Annotated in this window: 19 protein-coding genes; 15 read left to right on the top strand and 4 right to left on the bottom strand. The window is 45.5% G+C overall.

The features are described from left to right. Nucleotides 1-139: 139 nt before the first annotated feature. The gene (locus tag IEV16_RS12935; RefSeq protein WP_188366144.1) at nt 140-1519 is read right to left on the bottom strand and encodes an FAD-binding oxidoreductase; all 1380 of its coding nucleotides are present in this window, start codon (nt 1517-1519) and stop codon (nt 140-142) included. 39 nt (nt 1520-1558) lie between these two features. Between IEV16_RS12935 and serA the strand changes: the two genes are divergently transcribed. Both serA and IEV16_RS12925 read left to right on the top strand, forming a co-directional pair. After that, the gene (serA, locus tag IEV16_RS12930; RefSeq protein WP_188366143.1) at nt 1559-2791 is read left to right on the top strand and encodes a phosphoglycerate dehydrogenase; all 1233 of its coding nucleotides are present in this window, start codon (nt 1559-1561) and stop codon (nt 2789-2791) included. Nucleotides 2792-2802: 11 nt separating this feature from the next. Continuing rightward, complete coding sequence (locus IEV16_RS12925) at nt 2803-4572, top strand: DUF885 domain-containing protein (RefSeq protein ID WP_188366142.1); 1770 nt, start codon at nt 2803-2805, stop codon at nt 4570-4572. 295 nt (nt 4573-4867) lie between these two features. Here the strand turns inward: IEV16_RS12925 and IEV16_RS12920 are convergent, their stop codons facing one another. Next, the gene (locus tag IEV16_RS12920) at nt 4868-5074 is read right to left on the bottom strand and encodes a YgaP family membrane protein (RefSeq protein ID WP_188366141.1); all 207 of its coding nucleotides are present in this window, start codon (nt 5072-5074) and stop codon (nt 4868-4870) included. A gap of 123 nt (nt 5075-5197) precedes the next feature. Between IEV16_RS12920 and rnt the strand changes: the two genes are divergently transcribed. Further along, a complete protein-coding gene (rnt, locus tag IEV16_RS12915; protein WP_188366140.1) occupies nt 5198-5833 on the top strand; it encodes a ribonuclease T in 636 nt (211 codons plus the stop codon). Here rnt and IEV16_RS12910 read toward each other — a convergent pair. Together IEV16_RS12910 and IEV16_RS12905 are read right to left on the bottom strand one after the other, a co-directional pair. Beyond that, complete coding sequence (locus IEV16_RS12910) at nt 5830-6021, bottom strand: hypothetical protein (RefSeq protein WP_188366139.1); 192 nt, start codon at nt 6019-6021, stop codon at nt 5830-5832. The two genes, rnt and IEV16_RS12910, sit on opposite strands and share 4 nt — an antisense overlap. A 27-nt stretch (nt 6022-6048) precedes the next feature. After that, nucleotides 6049-6678, bottom strand: coding sequence for a DUF2959 domain-containing protein (locus tag IEV16_RS12905; protein ID WP_229728359.1), 630 nt, complete (start codon nt 6676-6678; stop codon nt 6049-6051). A 257-nt stretch (nt 6679-6935) separates the two neighbouring features. Between IEV16_RS12905 and IEV16_RS12900 the strand changes: the two genes are divergently transcribed. The 12 genes from IEV16_RS12900 to IEV16_RS12845 all read left to right on the top strand — a co-directional run bounded on the left by IEV16_RS12900 (nt 6936) and on the right by IEV16_RS12845 (nt 15741). After that, on the top strand, nt 6936-7856 hold the full coding sequence (locus IEV16_RS12900) for an ACP S-malonyltransferase (protein WP_188366137.1): 921 nt from the start codon (nt 6936-6938) through the stop codon (nt 7854-7856). Between the two features lie 26 nt (nt 7857-7882). After that, nucleotides 7883-8818: an SDR family oxidoreductase gene (locus tag IEV16_RS12895; protein WP_188366136.1), complete on the top strand. Its 936-nt coding sequence runs from the start codon at nt 7883-7885 to the stop codon at nt 8816-8818. Between the two features lie 9 nt (nt 8819-8827). After that, nucleotides 8828-9814 carry a ketoacyl-ACP synthase III gene (locus tag IEV16_RS12890; protein WP_188366135.1) on the top strand — a complete coding sequence of 329 codons (987 nt, stop codon included), beginning with the start codon at nt 8828-8830 and terminating at the stop codon, nt 9812-9814. Further along, the gene (gene fabA, locus IEV16_RS12885) at nt 9811-10404 is read left to right on the top strand and encodes a bifunctional 3-hydroxydecanoyl-ACP dehydratase/trans-2-decenoyl-ACP isomerase (protein ID WP_188366134.1); all 594 of its coding nucleotides are present in this window, start codon (nt 9811-9813) and stop codon (nt 10402-10404) included. Before IEV16_RS12890 ends, fabA begins: the two co-directional genes overlap by 4 nt. Continuing rightward, nucleotides 10401-10859: a 3-hydroxyacyl-ACP dehydratase FabZ family protein gene (locus IEV16_RS12880; protein ID WP_188366133.1), complete on the top strand. Its 459-nt coding sequence runs from the start codon at nt 10401-10403 to the stop codon at nt 10857-10859. The genes fabA and IEV16_RS12880 overlap by 4 nt, the downstream gene beginning before the upstream one ends. Beyond that, nucleotides 10859-12133: a beta-ketoacyl-[acyl-carrier-protein] synthase family protein gene (locus IEV16_RS12875; RefSeq protein ID WP_188366132.1), complete on the top strand. Its 1275-nt coding sequence runs from the start codon at nt 10859-10861 to the stop codon at nt 12131-12133. The genes IEV16_RS12880 and IEV16_RS12875 overlap by 1 nt, the downstream gene beginning before the upstream one ends. Nucleotides 12134-12142: 9 nt before the next feature. Next, entirely contained in the window at nt 12143-12385 is a 243-nt protein-coding gene (locus IEV16_RS12870) for an acyl carrier protein (protein WP_229728358.1), read from the top strand. Nucleotides 12386-12439: 54 nt separating this feature from the next. Continuing rightward, nucleotides 12440-13198, top strand: a complete 759-nt coding sequence (locus tag IEV16_RS12865; RefSeq protein ID WP_188366131.1) for a 1-acyl-sn-glycerol-3-phosphate acyltransferase — start codon at nt 12440-12442, stop codon at nt 13196-13198. After that, nucleotides 13195-13827, top strand: coding sequence for a 4'-phosphopantetheinyl transferase superfamily protein (locus IEV16_RS12860; RefSeq protein WP_188366130.1), 633 nt, complete (start codon nt 13195-13197; stop codon nt 13825-13827). Before IEV16_RS12865 ends, IEV16_RS12860 begins: the two co-directional genes overlap by 4 nt. A gap of 23 nt (nt 13828-13850) precedes the next feature. Continuing rightward, the gene (locus IEV16_RS12855; protein WP_188366129.1) at nt 13851-14522 is read left to right on the top strand and encodes an SEL1-like repeat protein; all 672 of its coding nucleotides are present in this window, start codon (nt 13851-13853) and stop codon (nt 14520-14522) included. A gap of 132 nt (nt 14523-14654) precedes the next feature. Next, the gene (locus IEV16_RS12850; RefSeq protein WP_188366128.1) at nt 14655-15170 is read left to right on the top strand and encodes a YkvA family protein; all 516 of its coding nucleotides are present in this window, start codon (nt 14655-14657) and stop codon (nt 15168-15170) included. A gap of 55 nt (nt 15171-15225) precedes the next feature. Then, nucleotides 15226-15741 (top strand): YkvA family protein, encoded by a 516-nt coding sequence (locus tag IEV16_RS12845; RefSeq protein ID WP_188366127.1) that lies wholly within the window; start codon nt 15226-15228, stop codon nt 15739-15741. Nucleotides 15742-15861: the final 120 nt, after the last annotated feature.

Below are 15861 nucleotides of genomic sequence, written 5' to 3'. Positions count from 1 at the left end.
GGGGGGGTGATCTTTTAGCATACTGCTATTATAAAAAATCCCCACTCAAAAGTGGGGACTTTGTCAGCAGTCTGACACCATTAAAATGGTCTGTTTCTAAACAAGTGAAGCATACTAAATTACTATCTAAATCAGTCGTTTAATCTATAACCTTGCCGGAATTTAAAATCCCTTTCGAATCAAAGCTGTTTTTAATGGCTTTGAGTAATTTAATTTCTGCCGCGGATTTGGAATAACTCAGGTAGGGTTTTTTGAGTAAACCGACACCATGTTCGGCAGAAATGCTACCACCGAGATCCCGGATTAAGCCGTAAACATGGTCATTAACGGTTTCACACTGCTGTTTAAAATCAGCCACCGGCAGCTTGTCGGGTTTTAATATATTCAAATGCAGATTACCATCACCGATATGGCCAAACCAAATGGTTTCAAAATCAGGATATTCTTTTACTAACAATGTGTCCAAACGTTGCATAAAATCAGTGACTTGATCAATGGTCACTGAAATATCATTTTTATACGGTGTGAATTCAGCAATGGATTCTGAAATGCCTTCTCGGTATTGCCATAATTGTTCGGCCTGATCGAGACTTTGGGCAATAATGCCATCGGTAATCTCACCGGCTTCTAATCCATCCTCAAAAACCGCCATGGCGGCATCTTCATCCTCATCAAACTCCAGCAACACATAAAACGGATGCACGTCATCAAATGGGTTATCAAGTGACCGGTGTGCCATGACCCGCTTTAAGGCCCGGTCTGAGAAAAACTCAAAAGACGATAACGTTAATCTGCGTTGGGCATTTTCAAAGGTTTGCATCACCGCTGCTAAACTGCCCAGCGATAACAGCATCACCATCTGCGCAGGCGGCGGTTTAATTAATTTCATCTCGGCCGCCACGATAATCCCTAAAATGCCTTCTGAACCAATCATCAGATGTCGCAAATCCGGACCGGTGGCATTTTTTACCAGGCCTTTGTTCAGATGCAATAATTCACCGTCGGCCATTACCACGGTTAAACCCATCACATAGTCCCGGGTCAGGCCATAACGCAATACCTTAATTCCGCCGGCATTGGTGGCGATGTTGCCGCCGATATGACTGGAACCGGCTGAGGCAAAATCCACCGGGTACATTAATCCCTGTTCCTCGGCAAAGATTTGTAACTGCTCGGTAATCACCCCTGCACCCACTTGCACTGTCTGGTTAACCGCATTAAAGTCACCGATTTGATTTAACCGTACCAGAGAAATCACCCATTCACCATCTGTTGCCACCGCACCGGCACTGTAACCGGTGCGGCCACCTGAGGGCACCACAGCTTGGTCGTTTTCATAGGCCACACGCATAATATGCTGGACTTGTTCAGTGTTATCCGGATAGAAAATCACCGATGGGTTGGGCGTGTAAAAACGCGTCCAGTCCTGACCAAAATGCACTAAATCAGCCGGTCTGGTTGAATGGGCAATGTCTTTTAATTCATGTTTTAATAATTTCGTCAGTTTATCCGCTAACATTTTGTTAGAATTCTCACAATAATTAATGATTGTCAGAATATGACCAAACTCTCACTAAGTAAAGAAAAAATAAAAGTGGTTTTACTCGAAGGCGTTCACCCCGAAGCCGAACAGCTTTTCAGACGTGATGGATACAGTCAGATTGTCACGGTGGACAGCACCCCGGCGGACGATGAATTGCATCAGCTCATCGGCGATGCCCATATCCTCGGCATCCGCTCACGCACTCAGTTAATTGGTGTTAATCTGGATGCCTGCGATAAACTCATGGCGGTGGGCACTTTTTGTATCGGCACCAACCAGGTGGATTTGGACACCTGTAAAAGTCGTGGCATTCCGGTGTTTAATGCGCCCTTTTCCAACACCCGCAGTGTCGCTGAACTGGTGATGGGCGAAATTATCCTGTTACTGCGCGGCATCCCTGAAAAAAATGCCAAAGCCCACCGCGGTGAATGGCAAAAATCCGCGGTTCGGTCCCATGAAACCCGCGGCAAAACCCTGGGCATTGTCGGCTATGGCCACATTGGGTCACAACTCGGTGTATTGGCCGAAGCACTGGGTATGCATGTACTGTTTTATGACATTGAGAATAAACTGCCCCTCGGTAATTGTCAGGCGGTGGCCAGCTTAGAAGAACTTCTACCGCAAGTCGATGTATTGTCACTGCATGTGCCGGCCACTGAACTGACGAAAAACATGATCACCACCAAAGAACTGGCCTTATTACCGGCCGGTGCCCATGTGGTGAATGCCGCCCGTGGCAATATCATCGTGATTGATGATCTGGTGGATGCGTTGCGTTCTGATCATATTGCCGGTGCCGCCATCGATGTTTTTCCCGAAGAGCCGGCCAGCAACAACGAAACGTTTAACTCACCACTGACCGGGTTTGATCAGGTTATTCTAACCCCGCATATTGGCGGTTCAACCCAGGAAGCCCAATTGAATATTGCCAATGAAGTGGCCGACAAACTGATTAAATATTCCAATAACGGTTCCACCACTTCGGCGGTTAATTTCCCGGAAGTCTCGCTGCCCAGTCTTCATCCCGACTTAACCCGGGTGATGCATATCCATGAAAACAAACCCGGTATGCTGGAACAAATCAACCAGGCCTTTGCCCGTGAAAACATGAACGTGGCGGCCATGTATTTACAAACCGCCGGTGAGGTCGGTTATGTGATTATGGATGTACAATGCGATTCTTCTGAAGGCATTGTGCAACAACTCAAAGACATCTCCGGCACCATTCGGGTGCGGGTTTTACATTAAAAGAGAACAAAATGAATAAAGTATTGATTCTGATTATCACCATGGTAATGAGTAGCGGCGTCCGATCCGATGCTTCGGCTGGACTGACGCAGGTTTTAGATAAGATTCAACAAACCCACATAAAACATTCACCCCAAACCGCTGCTTATTATGGCGATAAGGACAAAGCCGGTGAACTCAATGATGTCTCAGAAGCCCATTACCAGAAAGTGCGTGCTGATCTGACGCAACTCAGGCAAGAATTGGCGGCCATCAATCCTGATGGGTTGAGCTTTCAGGAACAAATTTCCCGGCAAATGCAGCTGGATAATTTACAACAACAAATCGCCGATATTGATGCCAAAGAATACCAGATACCGATTAACTCAGAAAGTTCATTCCATGTGGGTCTGGCCACCATGCACCGTTATTTAAGCTTTAAAACCACAGAAGATTTTGACAACTACATCAGTCGTTTAAAGCAGGTTCCTCGTGTGGTTAATCAGCATATCACTAACCTAACAAACGGATTAAAACGTGGCTACACTCAGCCGAAAGTTATCCTTGAACACTACCCTGAATTTATTAACAGTTACATCGAAGAAGACGTCAGTCAGTCGAGTTTCTATCAACCTTTTTTACAAAAACCGGCACAACTCACGGATAAGCAATTTAATTACTATCAACAACAAGCGCAGAAACTGATTAAAGAAGGAATTAATCCAAGCTTTAAAAAATTTAAAGACTTTATGGTGAATACCTATTTACCAATAACCCGTACCAGTATTGGTGCTTATGACTTACCGGATGGCAAAGCGTATTACCAACAACAAATTAAGGAGTACACCACCCTGGACTTAAGCCCGGAAGAAATCCATCAAATTGGCCTGAAAGAAGTTAAAAGGATTCGTGCTGAGATGGAAGCCATTATTGAATCACTGATTGAACAAGGTGAATTCATGCCAAAAACCGATGACAGCTTTGCTGAATTTATTCAGTTTTTACGCACCGATGAGCGTTTTTACCCGAAAACCGCCGAAGAACTGCTGAAAGAAGCGGCCTATATCGCCAAGCAAATGGACGGTAAACTACCGCAATTGTTTACGAAACTACCGCGCCAGCCCTACACCGTTAAACCGGTTCCGGCGGCTTTCGCGCCGAACTACACCACCGGTCGTTATTCCGGTGCGCCGATTGACTCCACCCGTGCGGGTGAATACTGGGTTAACACCTATGCCCTGGATAAACGGCCTTTGTATAACTTGGAGGCACTGACCTTTCACGAAGCCGTGCCGGGGCACCATTTACAAAACGCCCTGACCCAAGAACTGGATGATTTACCGGAATTTCGCCGCCGTGGTTATATTTCAGCCTTTGGCGAAGGCTGGGGCTTGTATTGTGAAAAGCTGGCCAAAGAAGTCGGCTTTTACCAGGATCCCTACTCTGATTTTGGTCGCCTGACCTATGAAATGTGGCGTGCCATGCGCCTGGTGGTGGACACCGGCATGCACGCCATGGGCATGAGCCGTGAAGAAGCGATTAACTTAATGCGCGATAACACCGCTCTGTCCGAGCACAACGTGCGCACAGAAATAGACCGCTATATCGGCTGGCCCGCTCAGGCGCTGTCTTATAAACTCGGCGAAATTAAAATCTGGGAACTGCGGCGTAAAGCCGAACAAGCCCTCGGCAATGATTTTGACTTACGCACATTCCACGACACCATCCTCTCCGGCGGCGCCGTACCATTAGACGTGTTAGAACAAATGATTGATCGCTATATCGAAGAATCAAAAAATTAATCCATTTCGTTATCACCGTAATTTTAAATAAATAACCACAGAGATCACATAGTTTTTCACAAAGGCCACGAAGTCAATCTTATAATATGTTTATCTTTGTGAACGCTGTGTGTTCTTTGTGATCTTTGTGGTTGATCTTTTTAAATGTTCACTTCCAAGTTTAAGTTAAAGCAATTAAAACAGACTCACGAGGGTGACATAATAACGAATATATTCTAATTACATGGTTCGTCATTCTAGTGCTTGACACGAGAATCTCATTAATCATTAGTATTATTGGAATAATCCTACTTGATTACTCTTTAACCCCAACCGCTTTTAAAATTTTAGCCAGTGGACAAAAGCCGGTAAAACTGGACTGGAACAGATTAAAGCCGACAAAAACAGCAACCCAAAGCCAGGTGGGCTTCAATAAATTTACATCACCTGTGATGTGCGCTAACAATAAACTCAATAAAACAAACAAACCGGCTAAACGCTGAATCCAACGATTAATATTCATAATAAACCTCGATTAAGAAATACCTGATATTATAATTAAGATATACATTATATGCAATATATTTAAAATATGATTTATCAATAAGCCTGTTACAATACAGTCAATCCCATTTAAACAATCAAAATGAGCCCAATCAAAAATCGTTTTCGTGGTTTCTTGCCGGTGGTGGTGGATGTCGAAACCGGCGGATTTAACAACCAAACCGATGCTTTACTGGAAATTGCTGCGGTGATTTTAGACATGGGTGAAGACGGTTTGATTAAACCGGTTGAGACCATTAATGCCTATGTGGAGCCTTTTGAGGGATCGCATATTGATCCCAAAGCACTGGAAGTCACAGGCATCGATCTGAATCACCCCTTACGCATGGCTTTAGACGAGAAAGCTGCTATGGGGAAAATATTTTCGCCGGTTCGTAAGAAAATTAAAGAAACCGGCTGCAGCCGTGCGGTTCTGGTTGGGCATAATGCCCATTTTGATTTGGGCTTTGTCCATGCCGCTGCCGAACGTTCCGGCATAAAACGCAATCCGTTCCATCCGTTTAGCTGTTTTGATACCGTGACTTTAGGCGCCCTTGCCTACGGCCAGACGGTATTGGCCCGTGCGGTCAAAGCCGCTGGCATTAATTGGGACACCGAACAAGCCCACTCGGCCCTCTATGACACCGAAAAAACCGCTGAGTTATTTTGTAAAATCATTAACGGTTCACACAGCAGTGGTTTGTATCAGGCCACTTTTGGCAAAGACAAAGTCGATTAATTTCGCTCAGTGGATTTGTTATTTATCGCTTTCAAAATTTCAGCCTGTGTCATGGCCATCTGCTGTTGCGAGCGCGCAATAGAACGCAGTGATGTCACCACACTGTAAAAGGCCCAAAAGAATAAAACCACAATCCCTAAATACATGATAGTGGTGAAAAATAATAACACCGGTTCAGTTAACGACATAATGGTTCTCCTCGGAAATAAAATTAACTATGATGCATCTTGCATCGCTTCAATAAACACATTCGCTTCATCAATCGAGCGTTCCATTTCAGCCACCAGCGCAGCGACATCAGTTTTAATGCTGATGTACTCATCCTGTAAAGCTGAAATGGCTCTTGCGTTTAGGTTATGTTTTAAATAGAGAACCTGATCCTGAAACACCGCCAAAACCGGTGGAATTTTATCCTCGGCTCGGCGCATGGCTCTGATAAGTTGATTGCATTCATGGCGTGTCTGCCGTAATTGCTCGGCACTGTCACGGCGCATTTGGGCGTTACTGTAATCATTCAGTTCTGCCTGCCATTCTTCGAATAAATCCTCGGCCACTTTTTCAATGTCATCAATGCGTTCATTCAAATCCTCGGCCGCCGCCACACTGTCGTCATATTCAGATTGCAAGCGTTTGTAGATTTTTTCCAGCGAACCGCCGTCATAATTAACCACCGAACCAAACTGCTCAAGGGCTGAATTAAACTGTTCTTTGGTATCTTCCTGCGCATCGCGGGCTTCTTCCACCCGATCAACCAAAATATCACGCTTATAGACGCCAAATTTTTCCATGGAGTTATAGTAAGCTGTCGAACAAGCCGACAAACATGCCATAACCAATACAATCATAACTGTCTTTTTCATTTGTAACTAAATTGTGAGGAATTGCTTAGTATATCGAAAATTCATGGAAAACGTAAATTGAGATCAATTTCTGACCACTTTACATTTGCGCAGTCAACGCTTAAATCTAAAATTTCCGGAAAAAATAATCCTTAAAAATCATACGTTTGTTTGATTTAATTTAAGGACAATTTATAACTTATCGCTTGAATCCGAGCCGATAAATCCCCATAATCCATGCCTCTTTAACACGAACATAAAACATGAGCTTTAGCGCAGTGGTGTTCCCTGGACAGGGTGCACAAAAAAAAGGCATGGCCAGGGATTTTATCGAAGAGTACAACGAAGCAGCGGATGTATTTAAAACCGCCGATCAGATTCTGGATTTTGATGTGTATGAAATTTGCCATGGAGACGGTGACTTATTAAATCAGACCAATTACACCCAACCTTGTATTCTCACCGCTGAAATCGCCATGTTTCGCGCGCTTCAGGCCCACCAAAATTTAAACGCCGATTATTTCGCCGGTCATTCTCTGGGTGAATATGCAGCGCTGGTGGCCGCCGATGTCATGTCTTTTGAAACGGCGCTGAACATTGTCGCACGCCGCGGTGAACTGATGAACCAAACCGACGAGGATGGTGCCATGGCGGCGGTGATTATGGACACCATTGATTTAAAAAGCATTGGTGAAATCGCAGATCAGCATAACATCGATATCGCCAATGATAACTCCGCACAACAGGTGGTCTTAAGTGGTCGTCAGGATGATTTAGACAAAACCATAAAAGCCTTAACTGATAAGTTCGAAGGCCAATCCTTTCGGGCTGTGCCACTGACTGTGAGCGCGGCGTTTCATTCGCGTTATATGGCGCCGGTGGAAGCCCAATTTCATGAATTCTTATTGGATTTCGCTGATGACATAAACGAGCAAAATTTGCCTAAAGTGGCGTCCAATTTCCTCGGTGACTTTTATGTCGCGGATAAGTTACAGCTGATTGAATCATTGTCGAGACAAATCAGTGGCACCGTTAAATGGCGGGATAACATGAATTTGCTCAAAGATCAGCAGATTTTAGAGCTCGGCCCCAATCGGCCGCTGCGCGGATTCTTTAAAAGCATTGGGGTTGATATTACATCAGTGATTAACCTGAAGAGTGCACACAAAGCCTTTAAATCATAAACAAATTAATTTGTCGGGGACAACACATGACGATTTTTAATAGCAAGCATTGGGCACTGATTTTAGGCGGATCCAGCGGTTTTGGTTTAGCCAGTGCCAAAAAACTCAGTCGCCAGGGTATGAACATTTGTATTGTTCATCGAGATCGCCGCGGTGCCATGGAACAAATCAACAAGGACTTTGATGAGATTAAAAACACCGGTGTTGACTTTATCAGTTTTAATGTCGATGCCCTGAGTGAGCGTGGCATTGAAAAGGTACTGGCCGGTCTTAAAGAAGCCCTGGGCGAGAACGGCAAAGTACGCGTATTACTTCACTCCATTGCCTTTGGAAATTTAAAACTCATTGCGCCACAGAAACGCCAGAAGGACAACCCCGCTGTTGAACAACTGGCACAAAAACTCGGTCTGGACAGCGAACAGGTGAACAGCGCCGTGGACGAACTGCTGGCGGACGGTGTCGGTGAAGTTTTTCCGCTGGATAACCCTGAATACAGCGACATGCTGATTGAAGATGAAGACATGGCGCGCACCATTTACAGCATGGGCACCAGTCTGCTGACCTGGACCCAAAAACTCTCACAACAAAAATTATTCGCCGATGATGCCCGTGTTTTGGGGCTCACCAGTGAAGGTAACACCATCGCCTGGCGTGGTTACGCCGCGGTATCAGCCGCTAAAGTTGCCTTGGAATCCGTGTCACGATCCATAGCCGTTGAGTTTGCCTCGCAAGGCATTCGCTCCAATATTATTCAGGCCGGTGTCACCGACACCAAAGCCCTGCAGGCGATTCCCGGCAGTGACCGGATGAAATCCGTGGCGCGACTGAAAAACCCCTTTAAACGCCTGACCACACCTGAAGATGTGGCAGATGTGGTGTCTTTACTGGCCCGTGATGAAGCGCAGTGGATTAATGGTGCGCTGATTCGTGCCGATGGCGGTGAACAAATCGCCTCTTTTTAAAGGACGACTATGCTGTATATTCATGGCGCCGGCCATTACCATCCTGACAATATTATCGACAATGCCTTTTTAGAATCCTTGGGCATTGAAACCAGTAACGAATGGATTATCGAGCGTGTGGGCATAAAAGAGCGCCGCACAGTCATGGATTTGGACGAATTAAAACAAAGCCATAACCGTGATGTGGGTCAGGTTCGAACCCTGGAAAGCAGCGCCGAAATGGGCGCCAAAGCCATCGACATGGCCTTAAATCGCGCCGGGATTCAAAAACAAGATGTCGGCATGGTGATTTCAGCCACCTGTGCCCCGGCCTATTCATTACCGGCAAATGCCAGTGTGATTGCCGCTGAAGCCGGTATCGATGCCTTTACCGTGGACATCACGTCGGCCTGTTCCAGTTTTGCCAGTCATGTACATTTTCTTAATCACATGGACGAAGCGGCGATGCCTGATTATGTACTGTGTGTGATTCCCGAAAGCTGGACCACCACCACTGATTTCAGTGACCGCCGCACCGCCGTATTAATCGGTGATGGCGCGGCCGCGGTGATTTTTTCCAAAAAACATCCGGCTGCTATGCACATTAAAAACACTTTTATGGCTTCTGACCCCGGCGGCTGGGATAAGGTCCAAACCAAAACCGGTGCACATTTTTATCAGGATGGACTATCTGTTCAAAAATTCGCCATCAAAAAAACCGTGGCCACTTTTAAGCACCTGCAAAAACTAACCGCAGAACCCCTGAAAAATCACTATTTTATCAGCCATCAGGCTAACCTGACCATGTTGCAATCCGTCTGTAACAAGCTCGGTATTCAGAAAAACAAACATTTATACAACGTTGATGAGTATGGCAACTGCGGCGCGGCAGGGGCACCGTCAGTGTTATCACAAAACTGGGATTTGTTTAAAAAAGACGACTGGATCAGCCTGATTGTGGTGGGCGCCGGTTTAACCTGGGGTGGTATGACCCTCGCCGTTGGAGAAACAGTATGAGATTGAAGTATCAGGATTTTTTACAACGGACGTCTTTTAGCAAAGATGAACTACTGGCCTATTCCTGGGGGGATTTGATTGAAGACCCGCCGATCGAAGGCTGTGGCTTACTGCCCTCACCACCAATGCTGATGTTCGACCGCATTACTGAAATTTCACACAAAGGTAAACGTGGTCGGATTGTCGCTGAACAGGATATTTCCCTGGATGACTGGTTCTTTCAATGTCATTTCCGCCAGGATCCGGTACAACCCGGTTGTCTCGGTGTTGACGCGGTGTGGCAACTGATTGGCTTTTACGCCATTATCCGTGGCGGCAAAGGTGCCGGACGGGCCTTGGGCGCCGGTGCCATTGAGTTTTTTGGCCAAATCAGACCGCACAATAAGATTGTTAGGTATGAGATTGATATTAAACGCTTTTCCAATATGGCCGCTCAGGATGCGGCGATTGCCATCGGTTCGGCCAAAGTGTTTGTCGATGACCAGGAAATCTACACCATCAATGATGCCAAAGCCGGCATCTTTAAAAACATCCAATACCGGGATTATCCGCATCAAAGCGCGCAATCACTCGGAGGTCAATTAACATGACACAGGCCTTAAGCCATCAGCAGATTCTGGATTTGGTGCCGCAACAAGCGCCGTTTCGGTTTATCGATAACATTGTCTCAGTGAATGAGGATGGTATTGTCGGCCAATACACCTTTAAGGAAGACGAATCCTTTTATGCCGGCCATTTTCCGGGACAACCGGTCACACCGGGTGTTATCCTACTCGAAACCATGGCCCAAACCGGTGTGGTTGCCTACGGTTTATATTTATTGTCCTTACAATTAGATCAATCCGAACTCGACCAGTGGCTGACTTTATTCAGTGATGCCGAGGTCGAATTCAGTCGTCCGGTTTATCCCGGTGAACAAGTCACCATCCGCGCTGAAAAAATATTCTGGCGTCGGATGAAATTAAAAGCCCGCGTCAATATGCACAATGCCGACAATGAATTGGTCGCCAGTTGTGTTATTTCGGGCATGGGAGTGCGTAAATAATGAGTCATCAACAACACCGTGTGGTCATCACCGGCATGGGCGTGGTCGCCCCCAATGGCCATGGTTTAGACAACTATGAACAGGCCTTGAGAAACGGCGTGTCCGGTATTCAACACCATGAACATCTGGCCGAAGCCAATTTCGCCTGTCAGGTCGGTGGTATTCCGCAAGGTATTGACGCCATTAAAACAGATTACCTCAGTGAAGAATCCTTACTGGCCATGAATGAGGCGATGATTTTTGGCGCCATTGCCGCCATTGATTGCTGGCGTGATGCCGATTTGCCTGAGCCAGGCGATGAACCCGATTGGGACACCGGTGCCATTATCGGAACCGGCATCAGTGGCCTCGACACCATCGGTAATAAACTGATCCCATTAGTGGATAAAGGCCGGGTTAAACGCCTCGGCTCCACCATGGTTGAACAAGTCATGGCCAGCTCCAGCAGTGCCAACATTGGTGGCTTACTGGGCTTAGGCGGACAAGTGACCACCAATTCAAGCGCTTGCACCACCGGTACCGAAGCGGTTGTCGAGGGTTTCCATAAAATCCAGTCAGGTCAGCTTAAACGGATGTTGGTGGGTGGTACCGAAGGTGCCTCAAAATACAGCTGGGCCGGTTTTGATGCCATGCGGGTTTTGGCCCGTGGTTATAACGACAAGCCCACAGAAGCCTCACGGCCTATGAGCGCATCGGCAGTGGGCTTTGTGCCCGGCTCCGGCGCCGGTATGTTGATGCTGGAATCTCTGGACAGTGCATTGGCACGGGGGGGTGATATTTATGCCGAAGTCATCGGTGTGGCAGTTAATTGCGGTGGCCAACGCAATGGCGGCAGCATCACCTTCCCGAATCCAATCGGTGTGCAACGCTGTATTCAAAGTGCTTTAAACATGGCCGGCATTCAGGGACATGAAGTGGATTTGATTAACGGCCATTTAACCGCCACCATGGCCGATCCGTATGAAATTAAAAACTGGCAACAAGCCCTTGGTCTTGAACCGCAACAAATGCCTAAAGTAAATGCCACTAAGTCGCTTATCGGACATGCCCTGGGCGCTGCTGGTGGTCTTGAATGTGTGGCTTCCGTGTTACAATTAAGCCGTGGTTTTGTGCATGGCTCTTTAAACTGTGAAGATTTGCACCCGGACTTAGAACCCTATGCCGATCGCATTGTCCACACAACCGAAGACAGCGACGCCCGGATTTTGGCTAAAGCCAGTTTTGGCTTTGGTGATGTGAATGCCTGTACCCTATTTAAAACATTTAATCCTTGAGGAATTATTATGAGTAACGACGTATTTGAACAAGTGAAAGAAATTGTTTCGCCCTATTGTAAAAATAAAGCGGCCTTAGAAAACGCCACTGCAGAAACCAGTTTTTTAGAAGATCTGCAAATAAACTCGGCCCGCTTAGTGGACATCGTCATTGATTTTGAAGATGAATTTGACATTGAAGTGAGTGACGAAGAAGCCGATAAAATCCGCACCATGGGCGATGCCGTCACCGTCATTAAAGCCAAAACTTAAATCAATCCTTAAAAGGCACCTTACTACCACATCAAGGTGCCTTTTCGTTCCAACATGAAACTGCCCCATCGACAGGTATGGCCGCTGGCCTTACAAAAAGTGATTGCTTTCCTTTGCATGCCACTGCTTTATTTCTTGGTGGTGCTGTGGATGAAGTACATTAAAAATTACCGCATCCGTGATTTGCAATCAATCAGACAGCAGTTTAAACAGATTCGTCGACAAAACCCGTCGGGGCTACTCATTTGTCCCAACCACCTGACCTACATTGATTCTCTGTTACTGGCCTGGGCGTTTTCTTCCATGGGTTCTTATTTGTTGCACTTTCGAACCTTTTGTTGGAACCTGCCCAATGCCCGCAATGTACAAGAAAGTCTCTTGTACCGTGTTATATGCTATTTGGGGAAATGTATTTTGATTGACGAAGACCCGGAAAAAGCCAAACAAACCATGAATAAGGCGGCTTATTTACTGCACCATGGCCATTATGTCATGATTTTCCCCGAAGGTCGTCGCAGCCAAAGCGGTCGGGTGGACAACGAAAATTATATTTATGGTGTCGGCAAATTGCATATGGACAGTCATCTCAATCAGGTACTGTGTGTTTATTTACGCGGCGACAAGCAGCAAACAGCCAGTAAAATGCCCGACAATGGTGAGCGATTTAACATTAAAATGAAGCTGCAAACCATTGATAGTGAACATCAAGGTCGCCGCGCGATGCGGGCAGCCGCCGGCCAGATTATCAACAACTTGGAAAACATGGAAAAGGCCCACTTTGAGCAATTCCCGCTTTCAAAACAAACACCATGATTGGCAACGATATTGTTGATTATCAATTTGATAAAAAAAAATACCTGAACCATCGGTGGCTGCAGCGCATCCTAACGCCATTGGAACAGCAACATGTCCTGACAGCCACCCGACCCAACCGCTATTTGTGGAGTCTGTGGGCTGCTAAAGAAGCCTCCTATAAGGCACTACAAAGAATCAATCCATCGTTAACCTTTTCGCCATCGGCCTATGCCTTGTCCGTTTCTTCATTAAATAATTTACACCATAATGAGCAAAAACTGTCTGCGGCCATTGACTTTGAAAATCATCGCCTATCGCTTCGGTTTTATTGGCCTAAAGAAACCGTGGTTCATTGTCTGGCCTGTCACAATCCGGAAAACTGGATACACTTACACAGCCTGTTTGAACATAGACCCCACTTGTCAGGTTATCAGCAACAGTCTTTAGCGGTTCGTGAACTGGCTCAAACATTACTTAAAAAGCATCATATCCATGCTGATATCATCAGACCCAACCAGTCTATGCCGGGTTATTCGAAACCGGGTGCACCGATACTGGTTGACCCCCAAACCGGCCACACATGGCCTCACATAATCAGTTTATCCCATGACCATGAATACATCGGCGTGGCTTTATATTGCCTTTGATTTGTATTAAAATAATGGTTCCTATGAAACGCCCGAACCCCATGAGATTGTTACTGTTTTTCTGCTTAACCTCATTAATCAATTCAGGTTACGCTGAATATGGTTTGCATTTCGATGACAGCGGACAAATCATAAAACCGGATCAATATCATCTGGCCAAAGGTCTTAAAGATGACAAAGACGGTTTTCGGGATTCTGCCCTCAAACACTTCACCCAGGCCGCTGAATTTGGCAATCAGTACGCCATGTCTCTGATTGCTTTATACCATATGCAGGACAAAGACTATGTCACTGCCCTGGCCTGGTTTAAATTGCTGGATTTAAAACAAATTCCCAACAGCGATTTTCTCAAAGCAATTATGAGTAATCTCATTAAAATCAGCCAACCTGAAGAAATTAAAGCCGCTGAAAAACTCAAAACCCAGCTGAGTGAAACGTACGGACATTACCCAACTTTGTTGCGACGCGAGGCCTGGAAAAACAGTCTGAAATTCACCGGCACCCATATCAAAGGTTATATCCCGCCATTCCTCACCATTCAGCTTAATTCAGACATGACCGTCACCGGCCATGAAGTTCGCCGTCAGGTGGATAATTTTGTCTACGACTATGATTTCTCCTTCGGTCAGGGCCATGTTACTCTAGACGACATTGAAATCATTGATTCCGAAGAAAACCAAAAAAAACCTGACTAATTATTTTCACTCACACACAAACGCAAAATGAATCCACACATCTCTGCGTGGTGTAAAAAACCTTCGTGACTTTCGGCAGATTCAATTATTTGGGCCTTGGGCTATAATAATTATTTTTGAACGGAACCACTTATGCACAGAATCACCATCGAAATCAGTGAGTCGCTTAAAAATCATTTTAGTCAACTTACGCACAATAGCAACGAAACATTAGATCATCACATCCTGCAAAGATCGTTATTAAAAATCAAATCACTCAGTGGAAACAGTCATGATGACATACTGTTAAGTCATTTAAAAGACCTCGAAACCATGATTCACATGTTAATGGAGCCCCAGTGGCAGGTTTCTGCAGGAAAAGCACAACGTATCAACGCAACGATGACTTATTTTTTAAATGAAAATGACATAATTCCCGACAGCACACCCGGTTTGGGATTCTTAGATGACTGCATCGTGATCAGCAACACCAAAGAGGAACTGAGTCGCGAATTAAATGATTATCTGGATTTTCAGGGGACACAACGTGTTTACGGCCAGCACAAATGTATTAACCGCGAAGCCTGGCAAAAGATAAAAAAACAAGAATCCGCCAGCCGTTTGAGGCATCGACGCACGCGTTTTGCCATGAAAAATCGTCGCGTGTAAAAATAAGCTATAATATTTAGTTCTTCGACAAATGACTTTTAATTTAGGGGAAACCATGAAATCCATATCAATCAACATCGACGAGCAAGTTAAAGACCATTTTGAACAATTTATTCAAAAACATGGCACACATATTGACGCCAATGATATACACAAGGCACAAGAAAAAATTAAAACAATACATGGTGACAGTAAAGACACTTATGTCCTTCATCAAATCACCAGTCTTGAATCCATGATCAACATGATTGAAGATGATTCATGGCAAACAGATGACGATACCAAACAACAGATTAACGCCACCATCCGTTACTTTGTTGATGACAGCGATGTTATTCCCGATCACATTCCGGGAATTGGTTATGTGGATGATTGTATTGTCATTGATAATACCATGGATGCTATTGAAAACACGCTACTGGAGTACATGGATTTTTGTCGAACCCGCATGGTGTATGCTAATAATGAAAAATTCACCATGGACGACTGGAATAAAATTAAAGACCAGGAAGCCACCAGCCGTGCCCGTAACAGACGCTACCGCAAGGCCAGAAAATCTCGTGGCTGGTGACACTGTTTTTCAATGCATTTAAGAGGGGTCAACAGACCCCTCAGGCTAATGACAAACCCCTGTTTTTTTCAGGGGTTTGTTGTATTTAGGGCTTTTAATTAATTATTGATGATTCATCAA

The sequence above is a fragment of the Marinicella pacifica genome (assembly GCF_014636635.1).
Lineage (GTDB): Bacteria > Pseudomonadota > Gammaproteobacteria > Xanthomonadales > Marinicellaceae > Marinicella > Marinicella pacifica.
Note: the sequence above shows the minus strand (reverse complement) of the source record. Positions and strands in the feature narration are given on the sequence as shown.